This window comes from Nocardiopsis akebiae (assembly GCF_018316795.1).
GTDB classification, from domain to species: Bacteria; Actinomycetota; Actinomycetes; order Streptosporangiales; family Streptosporangiaceae; genus Nocardiopsis; species Nocardiopsis dassonvillei.
The window spans coordinates 6172393-6189870 of record NZ_CP074132.1; the positions used below are offsets into that span (position 1 = coordinate 6172393).

General features: G+C 72.7%; 16 protein-coding genes. 6 read left to right on the plus strand and 10 right to left on the minus strand.

Annotation, left to right across the window (positions count from 1 at the left end):
- Nucleotides 1–79: 79 nt before the first annotated feature.
- Nucleotides 80–655, minus strand: coding sequence for a TetR/AcrR family transcriptional regulator (locus KGD83_RS26400; RefSeq protein ID WP_212641633.1), 576 nt, complete (start codon nt 653–655; stop codon nt 80–82).
- A gap of 82 nt (nt 656–737) precedes the next feature.
- On the opposite strand from KGD83_RS26400, the gene KGD83_RS26405 reads away from it, so the two are divergent.
- Both KGD83_RS26405 and KGD83_RS26410 read left to right on the plus strand, forming a co-directional pair.
- Nucleotides 738–1178 (plus strand): nuclear transport factor 2 family protein, encoded by a 441-nt coding sequence (locus tag KGD83_RS26405; RefSeq protein ID WP_212641634.1) that lies wholly within the window; start codon nt 738–740, stop codon nt 1176–1178.
- Complete coding sequence (locus KGD83_RS26410) at nt 1175–2014, plus strand: NAD-dependent epimerase/dehydratase family protein (protein WP_212641635.1); 840 nt, start codon at nt 1175–1177, stop codon at nt 2012–2014. The genes KGD83_RS26405 and KGD83_RS26410 overlap by 4 nt, the downstream gene beginning before the upstream one ends.
- A 156-nt stretch (nt 2015–2170) precedes the next feature.
- Here KGD83_RS26410 and KGD83_RS26415 read toward each other — a convergent pair whose 3' ends face one another.
- The 5 genes from KGD83_RS26415 to msrA all read right to left on the minus strand — a co-directional run bounded on the left by KGD83_RS26415 (nt 2171) and on the right by msrA (nt 5636).
- Nucleotides 2171–2497 (minus strand): hypothetical protein, encoded by a 327-nt coding sequence (locus tag KGD83_RS26415; protein ID WP_212641636.1) that lies wholly within the window; start codon nt 2495–2497, stop codon nt 2171–2173.
- A 202-nt stretch (nt 2498–2699) separates the two neighbouring features.
- On the minus strand, nt 2700–3995 hold the full coding sequence (gene hisS / locus KGD83_RS26420; protein ID WP_212641637.1) for a histidine--tRNA ligase: 1296 nt from the start codon (nt 3993–3995) through the stop codon (nt 2700–2702).
- Nucleotides 3996–4042: 47 nt separating this feature from the next.
- The gene (locus tag KGD83_RS28865; protein ID WP_249352031.1) at nt 4043–4198 is read right to left on the minus strand and encodes a hypothetical protein; all 156 of its coding nucleotides are present in this window, start codon (nt 4196–4198) and stop codon (nt 4043–4045) included.
- Nucleotides 4186–4659 carry a hypothetical protein gene (locus KGD83_RS26425; protein ID WP_249352032.1) on the minus strand — a complete coding sequence of 158 codons (474 nt, stop codon included), beginning with the start codon at nt 4657–4659 and terminating at the stop codon, nt 4186–4188. The genes KGD83_RS28865 and KGD83_RS26425 overlap by 13 nt, the downstream gene beginning before the upstream one ends.
- Nucleotides 4660–4946: 287 nt before the next feature.
- Nucleotides 4947–5636 (minus strand): peptide-methionine (S)-S-oxide reductase MsrA, encoded by a 690-nt coding sequence (msrA, locus tag KGD83_RS26430; protein ID WP_212641638.1) that lies wholly within the window; start codon nt 5634–5636, stop codon nt 4947–4949.
- A gap of 231 nt (nt 5637–5867) precedes the next feature.
- Here msrA and rarD point away from each other — a divergent pair, with 231 nt between their 5' ends.
- The 4 genes from rarD to KGD83_RS26450 all read left to right on the plus strand — a co-directional run bounded on the left by rarD (nt 5868) and on the right by KGD83_RS26450 (nt 10779).
- A complete protein-coding gene (gene rarD / locus KGD83_RS26435) occupies nt 5868–6929 on the plus strand; it encodes an EamA family transporter RarD (RefSeq protein WP_212641639.1) in 1062 nt (353 codons plus the stop codon).
- A gap of 120 nt (nt 6930–7049) precedes the next feature.
- The gene (locus KGD83_RS26440) at nt 7050–8030 is read left to right on the plus strand and encodes a flagellar associated protein (RefSeq protein WP_212641640.1); all 981 of its coding nucleotides are present in this window, start codon (nt 7050–7052) and stop codon (nt 8028–8030) included.
- Between the two features lie 210 nt (nt 8031–8240).
- Nucleotides 8241–9569 carry a hypothetical protein gene (locus tag KGD83_RS26445; RefSeq protein WP_212641641.1) on the plus strand — a complete coding sequence of 443 codons (1329 nt, stop codon included), beginning with the start codon at nt 8241–8243 and terminating at the stop codon, nt 9567–9569.
- A gap of 289 nt (nt 9570–9858) precedes the next feature.
- The gene (locus KGD83_RS26450; RefSeq protein ID WP_212641642.1) at nt 9859–10779 is read left to right on the plus strand and encodes a phosphotransferase; all 921 of its coding nucleotides are present in this window, start codon (nt 9859–9861) and stop codon (nt 10777–10779) included.
- A 157-nt stretch (nt 10780–10936) separates the two neighbouring features.
- Here KGD83_RS26450 and KGD83_RS26455 read toward each other — a convergent pair whose 3' ends face one another.
- The 4 genes from KGD83_RS26455 to nuoL all read right to left on the minus strand — a co-directional run bounded on the left by KGD83_RS26455 (nt 10937) and on the right by nuoL (nt 17470).
- A complete protein-coding gene (locus KGD83_RS26455) occupies nt 10937–11941 on the minus strand; it encodes a polyprenyl synthetase family protein (protein WP_212641643.1) in 1005 nt (334 codons plus the stop codon).
- A 267-nt stretch (nt 11942–12208) separates the two neighbouring features.
- The gene (gene nuoN / locus KGD83_RS26460) at nt 12209–13858 is read right to left on the minus strand and encodes an NADH-quinone oxidoreductase subunit NuoN (RefSeq protein WP_212644616.1); all 1650 of its coding nucleotides are present in this window, start codon (nt 13856–13858) and stop codon (nt 12209–12211) included.
- A gap of 8 nt (nt 13859–13866) precedes the next feature.
- Entirely contained in the window at nt 13867–15525 is a 1659-nt protein-coding gene (locus tag KGD83_RS26465) for an NADH-quinone oxidoreductase subunit M (protein ID WP_212641644.1), read from the minus strand.
- A 1-nt stretch (nt 15526) separates the two neighbouring features.
- A complete protein-coding gene (gene nuoL, locus KGD83_RS26470) occupies nt 15527–17470 on the minus strand; it encodes an NADH-quinone oxidoreductase subunit L (RefSeq protein ID WP_212641645.1) in 1944 nt (647 codons plus the stop codon).
- Nucleotides 17471–17478 lie beyond the last annotated feature (8 nt).

Genomic DNA, 17478 nt, shown 5'->3' on the forward strand with positions numbered 1-17478 from the left:
GCCCGCGGCCGGTCACGACGGTTGACGGCCGGCCGCGGGGGGCACCGTGAGGCGGTGGGCCCCGAACGGGCGGGGGGCCTCAGGCGAGGACCTTGGCGGTGAAGGCCCTCATCCGCTCCTCCAGCACCTCTTGCGGCGTCTCCTCACGCCCGGCCAGGTGTTCCACCAGGTCGGCGCGGACCGCGGCCAGCAGCGCGTGCGCGGCGAAGTCCGCGTCGGGCACGCTGGGAACCGCGGCCAGTGCGTCCGCGAGCGTCCGGTGCCACCAGGTGTAGTGGTCGGCCTGGTAGGGACTGTTCCCGCCGTCGCTCTCCAGCGCCAGGGCCAGGTGGCGGTTGTCGAGCTTGAAGCGCAGCAGAGCGAGCAGGAGCGCCGGGACCCGTTCGCGCGGGGGCGTCGCGGGGCCCAGCGGGGCGGGGCCATCCGCGACGGCCCCGCGCAACGGGCCGATACGCACCTCCATGAGGGCCCGGATCAGCCCGCCTCGGTCGCCGAACCTGCGGAAGAGGGTGCCCTTCCCCACTCCGGCGGCGGCCGCGACCTCGTCCATCGACACGGTTCCGGGACTCGTGCTGCGAGCGAAGAGCCCGTCCGCGGCGGCTAGTACCGCCTCCCTGTTGCGCAGCGCGTCGGCGCGCTCCCCACGTACGGCCATCATCCACCCCACTTGCCAAACGGACTGACAGTCCATATATTCAAACGGACCAGCAGTCCACATTCTAGAGGGTGGAGATCCCGTGAACGATGACCTGGCAACGGCGGATCTGTTTCGACACGGCCTGGAACTGCTCCTCGACGGGAGGATCGACGACTGGGTGGCCCTGTGCGACGAGGACGTCATCGTCGAGTTCCCCTTCGCCCCAGACGGCTGGCCCCGGCGGTTGGAGGGGAGGGAACGGCTCGCCGGGTACATGAGCGACTACACCGACCACGTCCACCTGAAGGACCTTCCCCACCTGGAGGTCCACCAGACCACCGATCCCGGAACCGTGGTCGCCGAGATGCGGGCCCGGGCCCGGCTCGTGGCGACCGGACAGGACACCGACATCTCCTACGTGGTGGTGGTGACGGCGAGTCGGGGACGCGTCACGCGCTACCGCGACTACTGGAACCCGCTCGTGGTGCCCGACTCCATGCGCGAGGCCAAGACGGCCGCACCGAAGGGGGAGAACGCATGAGTTCCGCCGTCACCGTCCTGGTCACCGGCGCCACCGGCACGACCGGGAGCCGGGTCGCCTCCCGCCTCGACGCGCTCGGCCCGCGGTTGCGGGCGGCCAGCCGCCGCGCCCCGGCCCGGGGCGGCGGCTCGTCGGTGCGCTTCGACTGGTACGACCCCGCGACCTTCGGGGAGGCGCTGCGCGGCGTAGACCGGATGTACCTCGTCCCGCCAGTCGACACCACCGATCCCGCCGCCGTGATGGCGCCGTTCCTCGAACAGGCGGTCGCCGCCGGGGTGCGCCGGGCCGTACTGCTGAGCTCCTCGGCGATCCCGGAGGGCGGACCCGGCGCGGGTGGGGTGCACACCCTCCTGCCGAAGCTGTTCGACGAGTGGGCGGTCCTGCGCCCCTCGTGGTTCATGCAGAACTTCATCGGGGACAGACCCCACGCCGTGAGCATTCGCGAGGAGGGGTTCGTCATGACGGCCACGGGCCGGGGACGGGTCGGCTTCATCGACGCCGACGACATCGCCGCGGTGGCCGCCCGGGTGTTGACCGGCGAGGAGCCGCCCAACACCGACCTCGTCCTCACCGGCCCCGAGGCACTGGGGTACGACGACGTCGCCGCGACGATCTCGCGGGTCTCGGGCCGGCCGGTGCGCCACCTGGCGGTGGACCGGGAGCGGATGCGCGACCATCTGGCGGCCACCATGCCCCGGGAGTACGCGGCGATGCTGACGGACCTGGACCTGGCGATCGCCGATGGAGCGGAGGACCGGGTCACCCCCGTCGTCGAGCGGATCACCGGCCTCCCGCCCCGGAGTTTCGCCGCCGTCGCCGCCGGATGGACCTGGTGAGGACCGTCGTCTCCTGCTGCCGGTGCCCCCGGCGCCCGGGAGGGCGGCCCGCTCGGTCCGCGGGCGCCAGCCGTTCCCGGGAACTTGGCACGAGAAGGCCGCGGGCCCGCCGTGGTCGGCTGCTGCGGAGCGAGGGTCATCGCCCGCTCCGTCGGTTCACGACGCCAGCTCCCGCGGGAGTCGCGTGCCTGACCGGTGAGCGTGGTCTGCCTGAACGGAGTTCCCGCCCCGCCTGCGCGCGCCCAGCACGCGGTTCGCGCACACCAGCACGCGGCTGATGAGTCCGTCCCGTGTGGACGGGACGGGGAACCGTTCGATGATCTCCGCACCCGGTTCGGGAACGCGGTAGGACGCCTCCCAGGGTTTCGCCGCGTCCAGCCCACGCGGCACTCGTCCCCAGCTGTCCCAGTCGAGCAGGAACAGCTCCGTGGCCGTCACGTTCCCCCAGTGCAGGTCGCCGTGACCGATGCGCCAGTCGGACACGGTCGTGTCGGCGCACCCTCCGAACGCCTGGGTGATGGAGCGGTCGATGTCCTCCTGGACGAGGGAGACGCGGTCGGTGTCGGTGGCCGCTCCCCCTCGATGAGATCGGTACCGAGCCGGACAGCGACCTGTCGGAGAAGGCAGCGCCGGAGCGCGGGTGGGAGTGACCGTGCGAGGCAGGGGGTGGGCGCGGTCGAGGGGCTTACCTTTCGATCAGCTCCTGGAGGTAGGAGGCGGCGGTGCCGAGGGGGGCGCGGGTCTGCTCGCCAGACTCCATGTCGCGGACGGTCACCTCACCGGACTCCTGTTCCTCGGGACCGTAGAGGACGGTGAAGCGGGCGTGCTGGGCGTTGGCCCACTGGAGCTGCTTGCCGAGCTTGCGCGACGCCCCCAGGAACATGCCCACGCGCAGACCGCCCGAGCGCAGTTCGCCCGCCAGGCGCATCAGCTCGGCCTCCCCGCCCAGAACGGTCAGGGCGACGTCGAGGCCGCGCGGTTCGGCGTCCTGGGAGTCCTGCATGGCCAGGATGCGCTCGATACCGATGGAGCCACCGCAGGCGGGTGCGTCGGGGCCGCCCAGGGAGGCGACCAGGCCGTCGTAGCGCCCTCCGGCCGCGACCGAGCCGGGGAAGCCTTCGGCTTCGACCTCCCAGATGGCTCCGGTGTAGTAGTCCAGGCCGCGCACCATACGGGGGGCGAAGACGACACGCTCCCCGAGGTCGGCGGTCAGTTCCAACAGGCTGTCGATCTCGGCCAGACCCCGTTGCCCGCGTTCGGTGGTGGCGAGCTTGGAGCGGATGAGCTCCGGGTCGTCGGCGGCCACGTCCTCGGCCAGGCTCTCGGCGACGGACACGTCCAGGCCGCGTTCGTCGATGAGTTCCTTCGCGACGGCCTGGACGCCGATCTTGTCGAGCTTGTCCAGGGTGGCCAGGACCCCGTCACCGCGGTCCTCGGCCACCTCGTAGACCTCCAGCAGACCGCGCAGGGCCTCACGGCTGTTGACCAGGAAGCGGAAGCTCCCGACTCCCAGGGCGTCGAGACCGTCGGCGATGGCGCGCACGATCTCGGCATCGGCCAGCGGTGAGGTGGAGCCCACGGTGTCCACGTCACACTGGACGAACTCGCGGAACCGGCCTTCCTGGGGGCGGTCGGCCCGCCACACCGGGCCGATGGCGTAGCGCTTGAAGGGGGAGGGCAGCTTGGAGCCGTGGGTGCCGATGACACGGGCCAGCGGCACCGTGTGGTCATAGCGCAGAGCCAGGTCGGGCTGTCCGCCGGCCTCGTGGACGCCCCGGCGCAGGATCTTGAACAGGAGCTTGGACGCCTCCTCGCCGTACTTGCCGGTGACCACCTCGATCCGCTCGAACGCAGGGGTCTCCAACGGGTCGAACCCGTAGCGTTCGAAGACCTCGGAGACGGTGGCGATGGCCGCCCTCCTGCGCCTCAGGTCGTCCGCGAGGAAGTCCCGCGTTCCTGAGGGTGCCTGCGCCTTAGCCATGTCGGTGCCGCTTCCCGTGCCGTGGTGAATGCGTGGACAGCGCCAGACTACTGCTGGTGCGCTTCGCCGACCGGCCAGTCGGGACAGTACCGGCTGAGCAGCCTCACCAGCGCTTTCCTCTCCCCCGGATCTGCGTGACCGGTGCGAACGAGCGGCGTACCGTCGATCTCCTCCAGGGTCTCCCACCCGTTCAGGGAGTCCATGAGAGGTCTCGCACCCCCGTCATCAGGGACAGGGACATCCGGGGGACGATCGCGTCCAGGGCATGGGCCTGGTAGTAGATCGAGGACCGCCGCGGGGCGGTGCTGTCGATCCGTTCGCTGTAGTTCACTTCGCTCACCCGCCGATAGCAGGAGTCCGGCAGCACCTCGGGCACGTCCCAGACGGGCATGGAGCAGTCCACGTGGCTGGCGTCGGCGCCGTAGGTGGAGCGGACCTCACGCCACAGGGCCCGGGGAGACGCCGACACGCCCAGGAGGGAGGCGATGTCCTCGGGGTGGAGCACGCGGTGGCCGAACCCGTACCCCCCGCACAGGTCGCGGGCGCGGTCGGCGGCGGTTACCCGCCACAGCGGGTCCAGGACCACCGTGAAGCAAGGCACCTGGTCGGGGCGCGGCCCTTCGGCCCGGACGTAGCGGTCCAGGCCGCGCATCGGAGCGGGCACCTACATGCTGCTACCCCTCGCGGGGGCGATGAGGACCCGGCGGTAAAGCCGAAGGTCGAACAGCCCGCGACTCAGCCAAAGCAGGGCCGTTTTTCAGCAGACCTCCGGTAGCGCAGCCGACCCCGGCGAGTCGCTGAAAACACGTCCTTCCCCGCACGTCCGACCTCCAGCGATTCCACCGCCCGCACCGAGACCGAGAGCGCACCAACCATCATCGAATGATGGCCGAGCCGTCACTCAGCCATCATTGGAACGTGCGCGGGCGTACTCGCACGTACTCCGCCGTACTACTCGGCCGCGCGCCCCGAGGGCGCATCGTCCGAGGTCACGACACCGATCGGGCAGCTGGCGCCGGTTCCGCCGATCCCGCAGTACCCGTTGGGGTTCTTGGCGTCGGACAGGTACTGCTGGTGGTAGTCCTCGGCGAAGTAGAACTCCCGCAGCGGCGCGATCTCGGTGGTGATCGGCCCGTATCCCGCGCGGGTGAGCACCGGCTGGAACGCGTCGCGGCTGGTCTCGGCCGCGATCCGCTGGGCGTCGTCGTGGTACAGGATCGCCGAGCGGTACTGGGTGCCGACGTCGTTGCCCTGGCGCATGCCCTGGGTCGGGTCGTGGCCCTCCCAGAACACCTTGAGGATCTCCTCGTACGAGATGCGCTCGGGGTCGAACACCACCCGCACCGCCTCGGTGTGCCCGGTCAGGCCCGAGCAGACCTCCTCGTAGGTCGGGTTGGGCGTGTAGCCGCCCGCGTAGCCCACCGCGGTCGTGATGATCCCCCGCTCCGCGCCCAGGCGCCAGAACATGCGCTCGGCGCCCCAGAAGCAGCCCATCGCCACGTCGGCGATCCTGCTGCCCTCGGGGTAGGGCGGGGTGAGGCTGGTGCCCAGCACCGTGTGCCCGAAGGGCACGTCCATCGGGGTGTCCCGACCGGGCAGGGCGCGTGCTGGATCGACCATGGTCGTCTTTCTCCCGAACATGCTTCCCAGGGTATCCACGGGCCCGGCCCGGCGCACGGACGCGATCGAACCTGTGGACGGACACGGTCGGCGGCCGTCGCCGGAGCACCCGCCGAACCGGGACGCGCCGCTCTCCCCCTCACCGGTCCTTGCGCGCCCCCTCCCGTCTCCCGCCCGCGGCACGGAGGCCGCGCTCGCCCGCCCGCCCTGGCCATGCGGACACTCCGGACGATTCGTCCTACGATTGCTGACGTGCCGGAATCCAAGCGTGGCGTCGTCCTCGGGGCGACCGCCTTCCTCCTCTGGGGCGTAGCGGCCCTGTACTGGCCGCTCCTCTCCTCATCCGAACCCAGCGAGATCCTCGCCCACCGCATGGTGTGGGCGCTGCTCGCGATGTGCGTCGTCATCCTCGTCACACGCCGGGGCTGGTCCTGGTTCCCCTCGGTGCTGCGCAGCCCCCGCCGCCTGCTGCCGGTGGCCGCCGCGGCGGTGCTGATCTCCGTCAACTGGTGGGGGTTCATCTACGCGGTCTCCACCGAGCAGACCCTCCAGGCCTCGCTCGCGTACTTCATCAACCCTCTGATGTCGGTGTGCCTGGGGGTGCTGCTGTTCTCAGAGCGGCTGCGGGCCCTCCAATGGGTGGCGGTCGGCCTGGGCGTCCTGGCCGTGGCCGTGATGACCGTCGCCTACGGCGTGACCCCGTGGCTGGCGCTGCTCATGGCCGCCACCTTCGCCGCCTACGGCGCGGTGAAGAAGTACGTGGACCTGGACGGCGTGCGGAGCCTGACCGTCGAGACCATGGTGATGTTCCTCCCCGCGCTGGGCTTCGTGGTCCACTTGGAGGCCACCGGTGCGGGAACCGTGTTCTCGGTGTCCCCGGGCCACACCGTCCTGCTGGTCGGCAGCGGTTTCGTGACCGCCCTGCCGCTGCTGCTGTTCGGCGTGGCCGCGCGCCAGGTCCCGCTGAGCGTCATCGGCATCCTCCAGTACATCGCCCCGGTCATCATGTTCTTCGTCGGCTGGCTGGTGCAGGGCGAGGAGATGCCGCCCGCCCGCTGGCTGGGCTTCGCGCTGGTGTGGCTCGCGCTGTGCGCGTTCGTCGTCGACCAGGTCCGCGACGCCCGTTCCCGGTCGCGCGCCTCCGCCCGGCCCGGGGATCAGGTCGGCGCAGGGATCGGGACGGAGGTCGCGGAACAGTCCGGGGAGGAGGCCGGGGAGGACGACGGAACCCCCGACGAACAGCGGCGACGCGAACTCGGACAGCCCGGGAGGCCGCTCCCGGGGGGACCCGCCCGGCCCGAGTCCGCGGAGTGATCCGGTCTTCCCTGTTCCGGAAAACCCAAACTACCCTCTGTGACTCTGTGCTAACGTCAGGTCGCGGGTCGGGGGCAGCCTCCGGCCCGGACCAGGCCGCACGTCCCGGAGGGCCCTTCCATGCCTCGCACCAGCCGAACGGCACGCGCCACGCGCGCCGTAGCGGCCGTGTGCCCCGAGGCGCCCTCCCTGCTCCTGCTGCCGCTGGTGGTCGGGGCGCTGCTGGTCGGCCTGTGGCTGCTCGGCGCGGCCCCCGCCGCCGCCGACTCCGGCGCTGACACCGGCGGCTCCCGGTCCCTGCTCGACGGGGGCCCGCTGACCGGCGGTCGGCTGTCGGACGGCTTCTCCGGCACCTCCGGGAACCCCGAGCAGGCCTCCTCGGAGCGCACCGCAACGCACCACGCCCTCCGGGAGCGCGTCTCCTCCGGCCGGGCGGCCCTGGACGCCCCCTCCCTCGGGCTGGAGGGTTCCGGACGCCTCGGCGAGGTCGTTCCCGAGGGCGTCGGCCAGGTGGCCGAGCCGGTCGCCTCCACCCTGGGCACGGTGCACCAGCGCCTCGAACACGGGGCCGAGCGCACCGCCGCCGAGACCGCCGCCGTCCTGCCCGAGGCCGCGTGGCCGGTCGCCGGGACGGGCGGGGGAGCACGGAGCCTGGTCGGCGGACTCGACCGCGACGGACACGCCGACGCGGGGCTCCCGGCCACCTCGGCCCACGACCCCGCCCCGGCGCGGGACGGCGACGGCTCCGAGGGCGGCCCGCGCGAGCGGGCGAAGGACGAGGACACCGTTCCCGGGGCCGGGCACGGCACCGTCTACGGGCACGGCTCCGTCATCCCGGCCCGCGCCGCCGTGGCCTCCGCCGGCGCGGACGCGGGCGAGCGCCCGGACGCAGCGGCCCCGGCCCCCGGTTCCTCCGCCCACCAGCTCACCGCCGGTTCGACCGCGCCCGCCGGGGGCGGCGTGCCCGTTCCCGCCGTCGCGGCGTACCTCACCGCCGCGCCCGTCACCGCGCCCTCCGCCGACGCCGTCCTGCTCGCCGCCAGGGCCCTGCTCACGGTGCCCGGCGGCCCCAGCGACGACCCCACGGTCTCCCCCGACTAGGACGCGTCCCCTTCAGCGCGGACGCACACCCCGCGCACGGACCCGTCCCAGCCAGGCCCTCTGCGCGCCCTCTGGGAGCTGACCTGAGTCCCGTGCCCCGTTCACGGAATTCACGCCAGCCGGTGGTCCGCCCCGGCTCCGGCCGGACGCGCCCCACGCGTTCGGTCCCCGTATCCACTGATCCAGAGCACAACCTCCGAAGGGAAACCCATGACGCAGGTCAAGCGCATATCAGCCAGGGCCGTCCTCCTCGCCGCCGGAACGGCGGGCTTCGTCGCCCTCGGCGCCGGGGTCTCCGGCGCCGAGTCCCTCTCCTCTCCCGTCCACGAGATCGCGCCCCTCGTCGAGCGCACCCTGGTGGAGGGTGTCGCCCCCGCGATGAACAGCGTGGCCCCCGAGGGCGTCGGGCCGATCGCCGGCAGCGCCCTGAGCGAACTCCAGGAGACCGCGCACAACTCCGAGAAGCCCGCTCCGGACCTGGCAGCCCCGCTGCCCGAGGGCCGGGACATCCGGACCCCGCTGGGCGAGGTGCACAACCCGACCTCCGAGCTGGCCGACACCGTCTCCGGGGTCCAGGACGCCACCGGCCTGGACGGCGACCCCCACGACACCATCGGCCACGACGCCGGGCGGGCCCTGGAGCACGGCGGCCACCGTGCGGGCGAGGCCGTGGAGGAGACCGCGGTCACGGTGCTGCCGCACACCCTGGAGTCGGTCTACGGGCTGCGCGAGCAGGTGGACCTGCCCCGGGTCGGCCAGGTCGCCCAACTGCCCGACACCTCCCGGCTCCGCGACTCCGCCCAGCTGCCCGACACCTCCGACCTGTCCTCGGTGACCGGCGGCAACAGCCTGTCGCTGGACGGCGCCGAGGCGCCCGTCCTGGAGGAGGCCCTGGGTCTGGGCGGCTCCCCCACGGTGCGCCAGAGCGCGGCCGCGCCCCCCGTCCCGAACATGTGGGACATCGCCTACGTCTTCGGCCTGGAGACGCCGGGCGGCGTGCAGGACCTCATGGAGGCCACCCACCTGACCGAGGACAACTACGTCAGCCTCGGCGAGGAGAGGGTGCTCGGCATGATCGGCCAGCGCAACCTCGACCAGCCCCTCACCACCGTCCACCAGTCGGCGCCCGCGTCGCCCGGTCTGGGAGACCTGACCGAGGCCCTCGCGAGCGGCGCCGAGAGCGGCGACCTCAGGGCCGCCGAGCTCCGGCCCCTGAACGTGGAGGGTCCCCTGGCCGAGTCCGAGGTGCCCCGCCTGTCCGGCACCGGCGTGCCCGTGGTCGACGACGCGGTGGACTCCGTCGTGCCCCAGCTCGCCGACGCCGGGGTGCCCACGATCGCCGAGGGCGTGGACACCCAGACCGCCGAAGACCTGGTGGCGGAGCTGAGCCGCGGCACCGACCTGCTGAACGACGTGGACACCAGCGACCTGCTGTCCGTCGAGGGCGGCACCGTCCCGCAGGAGACCCCCGCGGGCATGACGCAGCACCCGACCTTCATGGACCTGCCCGGTTCCGAGGCCCTGCCCGTGATCAGCTAGGGCGCGACCCCGCACAACCGGCGGTCGCGGCGGCTCTCCCCCGCCGCGTCCGCCGGTCGCGGGGCGGTCCGCCGGGCACCTGAACGGAATCCCACCGCGACACCGGCGCGGCCTCCCCGCACGGCGGGACTGAGAGACACGGCGACGGCGCCGCCCCACCGGGCGGCGCCGTCGTCACGTCACCGGCACGACGGCCGAGGTCGACCGCGTTCGGGTTCGCGCGGGGTCGCGGCGCCGCGACCGCCCGATGCATGACGGCGTCGTGGTCGAACCCCGTAGGGTGCTCCGCATGACCGAGATCGAGATCACCGCGGGTCTCGTCCGCGACCTGCTGCGCGACCAGCACCCGGACCTGGCCGGGCTGCCCCTGCGCGAGGTGGACGGCGGCTGGGGCAACCAGATGTGGCGCCTCGGGGACGGACTGGCCGTGCGGATCCAGCGCATGGACACCGACCCCGACGACCAGCTCAAGGAGCGCCGGTGGCTGCCGCTGCTCGCCCCGCGCCTGCCGCTGCCCGTCCCCGTACCGGTACGCGGCGGTACCCCCTGCGAGCGGTTCCCCAAGATGTGGACGGTCATGACGTGGGTGCCGGGCCTGCCGCTGGACCGCGGGTCGATCACCCGCGGCGGGCACGCGGCCGACGCCCTGGCGGCGTTCCTGCGGGCGCTGCACGTGCCGGCGCCCGCCGACGCACCGGTCGGCACGGGCCGGGGCGCGCTGACCCCCAGGGACTGCGCGGAGGGCTTCGACCGGTTCCTCGGTGCCCTCGACGCCGACGCGACCGGCGCCGACGCCGCCGACGTCCGGGCCGTGTGGGACGACGCCGTCGCGGCCCCCGCGTGGGAGGGTCCGCCGGTGTGGGTGCACGGCGACCTGCATCCCGCGAACGTCTTGGTCGCGGACGGGACGCTGGCGGGCGTCGTCGACTTCGGCGACCTGTCCGCCGGCGACCCGGCGGCGGACCTGGCAGCCGCCTGGGTGCTGCTGCCGACGGGCGCGGCGGCACGCTTCTTCGCCGCCTACGCGGAGGCCGACGAGGCGACGGTCCGGCGCGCCCGCGGGCTGGCCGCGCTGAAGAGCCTCTTCCTGGTGCTGATGGGCCAGAACGGGGACCGCGGCCTGCCCGGCGGCAAGCCGGCGTGGGGCCCGGCGGGGCGGGCGGCGCTCGACCGGGTCCTGGCCGAGCGTCCGGCCCGGTTCCGCGAGTAGGTCGTCGGCGCGCTCGGACCGCGCGTTCCGCCGGATGCGCCGGGTGGTCGGCGACCGTCCCCGAGGACAGCGAAACGGCGCCGCCCAGCGGGCGGCGCCGTCGTCGGTCCTCGGGCCCCCGGCCGCCGCGGGCGTCCTCGCGGACACCCGCCGAGGGTCAGCCCGAGCGCTCGACCACGTAGTCGCACAGCGCCTCGAAGGCGCTCCTGGCCGGGCTCTGGGGCAGGGTCGCCAGCTCCGCGCGCGCCTTGTCGGCCCAGCCGCGCAGCGTGGCCTCGGCCTCGGCCATCGCCGGGTGCACCCGCAGCAGCGCCAGCGCCTCCTCGGCCTCCTCGTCGTCCAGCGGGCGGCCCAGCAGCGACTTGAGCCGCTCGTCCGCCGCGTCCCGGGATCGCAGCGCGTAGAACATCGGCAGGGTCAGCACGCCCTCGCGCAGGTCGGTCCCCGGGGTCTTGCCCGAGTCCGTGCTCTCGCTCGCCACGTCCAGCAGGTCGTCGGCGAGCTGGAAGGCCATCCCCAGCGCGTCGCACGCCCGCGTGACCGTTCCGATCGTCTCGGGGTCGACCTTGCCGAACATGCCGCCGAACTCCGCCGACGACGCGATCAGGGACGCCGTCTTGTCGCTGATCACCCGCAGGTAGTGGTCCAGCGGGTCGGTGCCCTCCTGCGGACCGGAGGTCTCCAGGATCTGCCCCTGCACCAGGCGCCCGAACGTGGTCGCCTGGAGCCGGACCGCCTCGGTGCCCAGGTCGGCGAGCATCTCCGAGGCGCGGGCGAAGACGTAGTCGCCGGTCAGGATGGCGACGCTGTTGCCCCAGCGCTGGTTGGCGCTGGGCTCGCCGCGCCGCAGCTCCGCCTCGTCCATGACGTCGTCGTGGTAGAGCGTGGCCACGTGGGTGAGCTCCACCACGGCCGCGGCCGGGATGAGGTCGGGCACGGTCGGGTCGCCGAAGTGGGCGGCCAGCAGGACCAGGGTCGCGCGGAAGCGCTTGCCCCCGGCGGCCAGCAGGTGGGACGCGGCCTCGGTCAGCAGGGGGTCGCTCGACGCGACCGACTCCCGCAGCAGGTCCTCGACCTTCTCCAGGTTGTCCTGGACCTCCCGGGCAAGGGCATCGTCGACTCTCGGCAGAGCGAGAAACCCGCTCGGGACAGCACCGCTCACCGTACAGCTCCACCTGTCGAACGGCACGGAGGTGACCCCGGGTGAGGGGGCCACCGCGTGCTCAGCACATGAACATGATCCGACTTGCCACGGTATCCGACCCGGAATGAACAGCCAAAGCCACACCCGGGTACGGAACCGGCAGGTGACGAATCCCAGGTCAGAACAGGTAATTGGTCACTCTGCCGGTCATCCGCGGTCAGCGTTGGCGTCCGACCGGAACCCGGAGCCCGTACCCGCCGGTCACCGTGCGTTCACGGCCGCCGGTCACTCCGTGCCTCCGTCGCTTCCGGCCTGCGCCGACGCCTGCTCGACCATCACCGAGGTCGGGGCCTGGTCGGCGTCGGACGGGGGCAGCAGGTTGTCGAGCACCGCTCCCGGGTACACGCCGAGCAGCAGCGTCGCCGCCACCCCGATCGCGATGACCCCGCCCGTGGCCGCTCCGGCGCGCACCACCGTGGGGCCCTCGCCCTCCGGGTCCCGGAAGAACATCACCACGATGATCCGCACGTAGAAGAACGCGGTCACCGCGCTGCTCAGCACACCCACCACGACCAGCGGCACGGCCCCGGCCGCCACCGCGGCCTCGAACACCGCGAACTTGCCGATGAAGCCGCTCGTGAGCGGGATCCCGGCGAACGCCAGCAGGAACAGCGCCAGCGCCCCGGCCAGCGCGGGCGAGCGGCGGCCCAGCCCCGCCCACCGGTCCAGGTCGCCCAGCTCCTGGCCGCCGTCCTTGGTGCGCACCAGCGTCACCACGGCGAACGCGCCCAGCGTGGTGAACCCGTAGGCCGCCAGGTAGAACATGGCGCCCGCGAGCCCGTCCGTGCTGCCCGCCACGACCGCGGTCAGGATGAACCCGGCGTGCACCACCGACGAGTAGGCCAGCAGCCGCTTGACGTCGCGCTGGGTCACCGCGATCACCGCGGCCACGACCATCGTCAGGACGGCCACCGCCCACAGCATCGGCTCCCAGCTCTGGGCCGAGCCCCCGAAGGGCACGAAGAACACCCGCAGCAGGGCGCCGAACGCGGCGACCAGCGTGCAGGAGGCCATCAGCGCCGTGATCGGGGTCGGCGCGCCCTGGTACACGTCCGGCTTCCAGTTGTGGAAGGGCACCGCGCCGACCTTGAACAGCAGGCCGACCGCCACCAGGCCGATGCCCATGAGCAGCAGCGGCTCGCCGTCTCCGCCCTGGAAGACGTCCGCGCCGCCCGCCTCGACGGCCACGCGGATCTCGCCGAAGTTCACCGAGCCCGCGTAGCCGTAGACCATGGCGGCGCCGAACAGGAAGAACGCCGACGAGAACGCGCCCAGCAGGAAGTACTTGACGGCGGCTTCCTGCGAGAACAGTCGGCGGCGCCGGGCCAGCCCGCACAGCAGGTACAGCGGCAGGCTCATGACCTCCAGCGCGATGAACATCGTCAGGAAGTCGTTCGAGGCCGGGAACATCAGCATCCCCAGCACCGCGAACATCACCAGCGGGTACACCTCGGTGTGCTGGGAGCCCGCCAGGATGTGCGCGCGCTCCTCCTCGCTGCCGGGCACCGTCGCCGCCTGCGCGGCGAAGGCGTCGCGCCCGTCCCTGCGCTCGGAGATCAGCAGCAGGCTCACCAGCGCGAGCACCGTGATGGTGCCCTGGAAGAAGATCACCGTCCGGTCCACCGCCAGCGCCCCGGCGCCGACCGTCACCCCCGGCGCGTCCTCGGGCAGCGAGCCCACCTGGAGCACCAGCAGGACGAACGCGGCCAGCAGCGCGAGCGCCGCGAGCCCGATCTGGACGGCGCGGCGCCGCCCCTGGGGGACGAACGCCTCGAACAGCACGCCCAGCACACCGGCGGCGAACACCAGGAGCAGCGGCGCGAGCAGCCACCAGTCCATCTGCGGCGCCGCCTCGGTGATGACGGGAAGGTCCATGTGGGGGATCACTCCGCGTCTCCTTCCTCTTCCTGGGCGCCCGCGGCGCCCCCGGTCCCGCTGTCAGGGCCCGCGCCGACCTCCACGGTGCGCTCCACCGCGGGGTTGATCACGTCCAGCACCGGCTGCGGGTACAGGCCGAGCAGGATGATGAGCGCGAGCAGCGGGGCCACCGCCCACGTCTCCCGCGCGGACAGGTCGCGCAGGCCGGTCAGGTCCTCCCGGGTGGGTCCGTTCATGGTGCGCTGGTACATCCACAGGATGTAGAGCGCGGCCAGGACCACGCCGACCGCCGCGACGATCGCGGGTGCCGGGCTGAACGCGTACACGCCGACGAACACCAGGAACTCGCTGACGAACGGCGCCAGACCGGGCAGCGCCAGACCGGCCAGGCCGGTCACCAGGAACACCCCGGCCAGCTTGGGCGCGATCCGCTGCACGCCGCCGTAGTCGCTGATGAGCGCGGAGCCGCGGCGGGCGATCAGGAAGCCCACGACCAGGAACAGCGCCCCGGTCGCGAACCCGTGGTTGACCATGTACAGGGCGGCCCCGGCCTGCCCCTGCGCGGTCAGGGCGAAGACGCCCAGGGTGATGAAGCCGAAGTGGGAGACCGACGTGTAGGCCACCAGGCGCATCATGTCGTTCTGTCCGATGGCCAGGATCGCGCCGTAGATGATGCTCACCAGGCTCAGCGCCACCACCGGCCACACGAACCAGGACACGGCCGCCGGGAACAGCTCCAGGCAGTAGCGCAGCATCCCGTAGGTGCCGACCTTGTCCAGCACGCCCACCAGCAGCACGGCGGTGCCCGGGCGCGAGGCGCCCGCCGCCGAGGGCAGCCAGGTGTGCACGGGCCACATCGGCGCCTTGATCGCGAAGGCGATGAAGAAGCCGAGGAACAGCCAGCGGGCCGTGGCCGGGTCCACGGCGGCCAGGGCGCTGCCCTCGCCGACCAGGTCGCTCCACAGGAAGGTGCCGCCGACGACGTACACGCCGATCACCGCGACCAGCATGACCAGGCCGCCGGCGAGGCTGTAGAGCAGGAACTTGACCGCGGCCCTGGACCGGTCGTCGCCGCGCCCGTAGCGCCCGATCATGAAGTAGACCGGGATGAGCATGGCCTCGAAGAAGACGTAGAACAGGAAGACGTCGGTGGCGGCGAAGACGCCGATCATCATCGCTTCCAGGACCAGGATGAGCGCGAAGTACCCGCGCCCCCCGTCCTCGCGGTCGTCGTGCTCGCGCCAGGCGGCCAGGACCACCAGCGGCACCAGCACGGCCGACATCAGCACCAGCGCCAGGGCGATGCCGTCCACGCCCACGGCGTAGCTGACGCCGAAGCGCGGGATCCAGGGGTAGACCTCCTCGAACTGGAGGGCTCCCGCCCGGGAGGTGTCGAACTGCAGGGCCATGGCCCCGAGCACGAGCAGGGTCGCGAGCGAGAAGCCCAGCGTGATCCGCTTGGCGGTCTCGGCAGGGGCCCCGCCCTTGGCCGCGGCGGCGGGCCGCACGGCCGTCGCCGTGGCGGTGGCGCCTCCGGAGGAGGCGGTGGCGGACGAGGCAGCGCTCGTCCGCTCCGTGGCGGTCTCGGCGGTGCGCGGCAGCGCCCAGACCAGGACCGCGCCGACCGCGGGGAGCGCGATCGCGATGGTGAGCCAGGGGATCATGTCAGAACCTCACAGCCAGCGTCGCGGCGACGATGACGGCGCCGAAGAGCATGGTGAGCGCGTACGTGCGGGCGAACCCGGTCTGGACCCGGCCCAACCCGCTGGAGGAGTCGCGCACCCCGGCGCCGAGCCCGTTGACCGCCCCGTCGATGACCTTGTCCTCGATGACGAGCAGGGCCCGGGTGAGCTGCTGGCCGGGCCGCATGAGCAGGCCCTCGTTGATCTCGTTGCCGTACAGCTCGCGGCTGGCGGCGACGGTGACGGGGTTGCCCCGGGGCGCGGTGCGCTCCACGGGCCTGCGCAGGTAGACCGCCCAGGCGGCGGCCACGCCCAGGACCATGACGCCCAGGGCGGCCAGTCCGTAGGGCGCGGTGAACGCGTGCACGACGTCGAAGTGGTGCGGGTGGGCCCCGGTGGCCGGGGTCAGGAAGCCCGCGAACCGGTCGCCGAGCGTGAGGAAGGCGCCCAGCGCGACCGACCCGACGGCGAGCACCACCATGGGGGCGGTCATGCTGACCGGCGACTCGTGCGGGTGCACGCCCTCGTCCCACCGCTTCTCGCCGAGGAAGGTCATGAAGACCATCCGCGACATGTAGAAGGCGGTGAGCCCCGCGCCGGCGATGACGGCGGTCCCGAGCACCATGCCCTGGGTGCCGCCCACGCCGAAGGCCGCCGAGATGATGCTCTCCTTGGTCCACCAGCCCGACAGCAGCGGGAAGCCGATGATGGCCAGGTAGCCGAGGCCGAAGGTGACGAAGGTGACCGGCATGACCCGGGCCAGGCCGCCGTAGCGGCGCATGTCCACGCCGTCGTTCATGGCGTGCATGACCGATCCGGCGCCCAGGAACAGCCCGGCCTTGAAGAAGCCGTGCGTGACCAGGTGGGCGATGGCGGCCACGTAGCCGACCGGGCCGAGCCCGGCGGCCAGGACCATCATGCCGATCTGGCTCATCGTGGACCCGGCCAGGGACTTCTTGATGTCGTCCTTGGCCGAGGCGATGATCCCGCCCGCCAGCATGGTGGCGGCGCCCACGACGGTGACCACGGTCTGGGCGACCGGGGCGCCCTCGAAGATGGGTCCGGCGCGCACGATGAGGTACACGCCCGCGGTGACCATGGTGGCCGCGTGGATGAGCGCGGACACCGGGGTCGGGCCCTCCATGGCGTCGAGCAGCCACGCCTGGAGCGGCAGCTGCGCGGACTTGCCGCAGGCGCCCAGGAGCAGCAGCAGCCCGATCGCGAGCAGCACGCCGTCGCTCGCGCCGGGGACGGCGGCGAACACGTCGCTGAAGCTGACCGCGCCCAGCACCGCGAACATGATCATGATCGCGATGAGCAGGCCCATGTCGCCGACGCGGTTGATGATGAACGCCTTCTTGGCGGCCACCGCGGCGGAGGGCTTGTACTGCCAGAACCCGATGAGCAGGTAGGACGCCAGGCCCACGCCCTCCCAGCCGAGGAAGAGCAGCACGAAGTTGTCCGCGAGCACCAGCACGAGCATGGCGGCCACGAACAGGTTGAGGTAGGCGAAGAAGCGCCGCCTGCCCGGGTCCTCGGCCATGTAGCCGATGGAGTAGATGTGGATGAGCGACCCCACGAAGGTGATCAGCAGGACGAAGCTGATCGAGAGGGGGTCGACGAGCAGGTCCACCCCGGCGGAGAACCCTCCGACGGAGAACCACTCGTAGACGGGGACGGAGACGCTGCGGGCGTCGGCCGCCCTGCCGAGCAGGTCGAACAGGACGAGCAGCGCCCAGGCGAAGGAGGCGACCGGCAGGGCCGTGGCCAGCCAGTGCCCCCACTTGTCGGTGCGCCCGCCGCCGAGCAGCAGGATCGCCGCGCCCGCGAGGGGCAGGGCGATGAGCAGCCATGCGCCCGACAGCACCGCGCTGTCGGCCGCGGTCGCCACCACGGGTTCGGCGGCGAGGTACGCGTGAGATGTCACAGCCACGT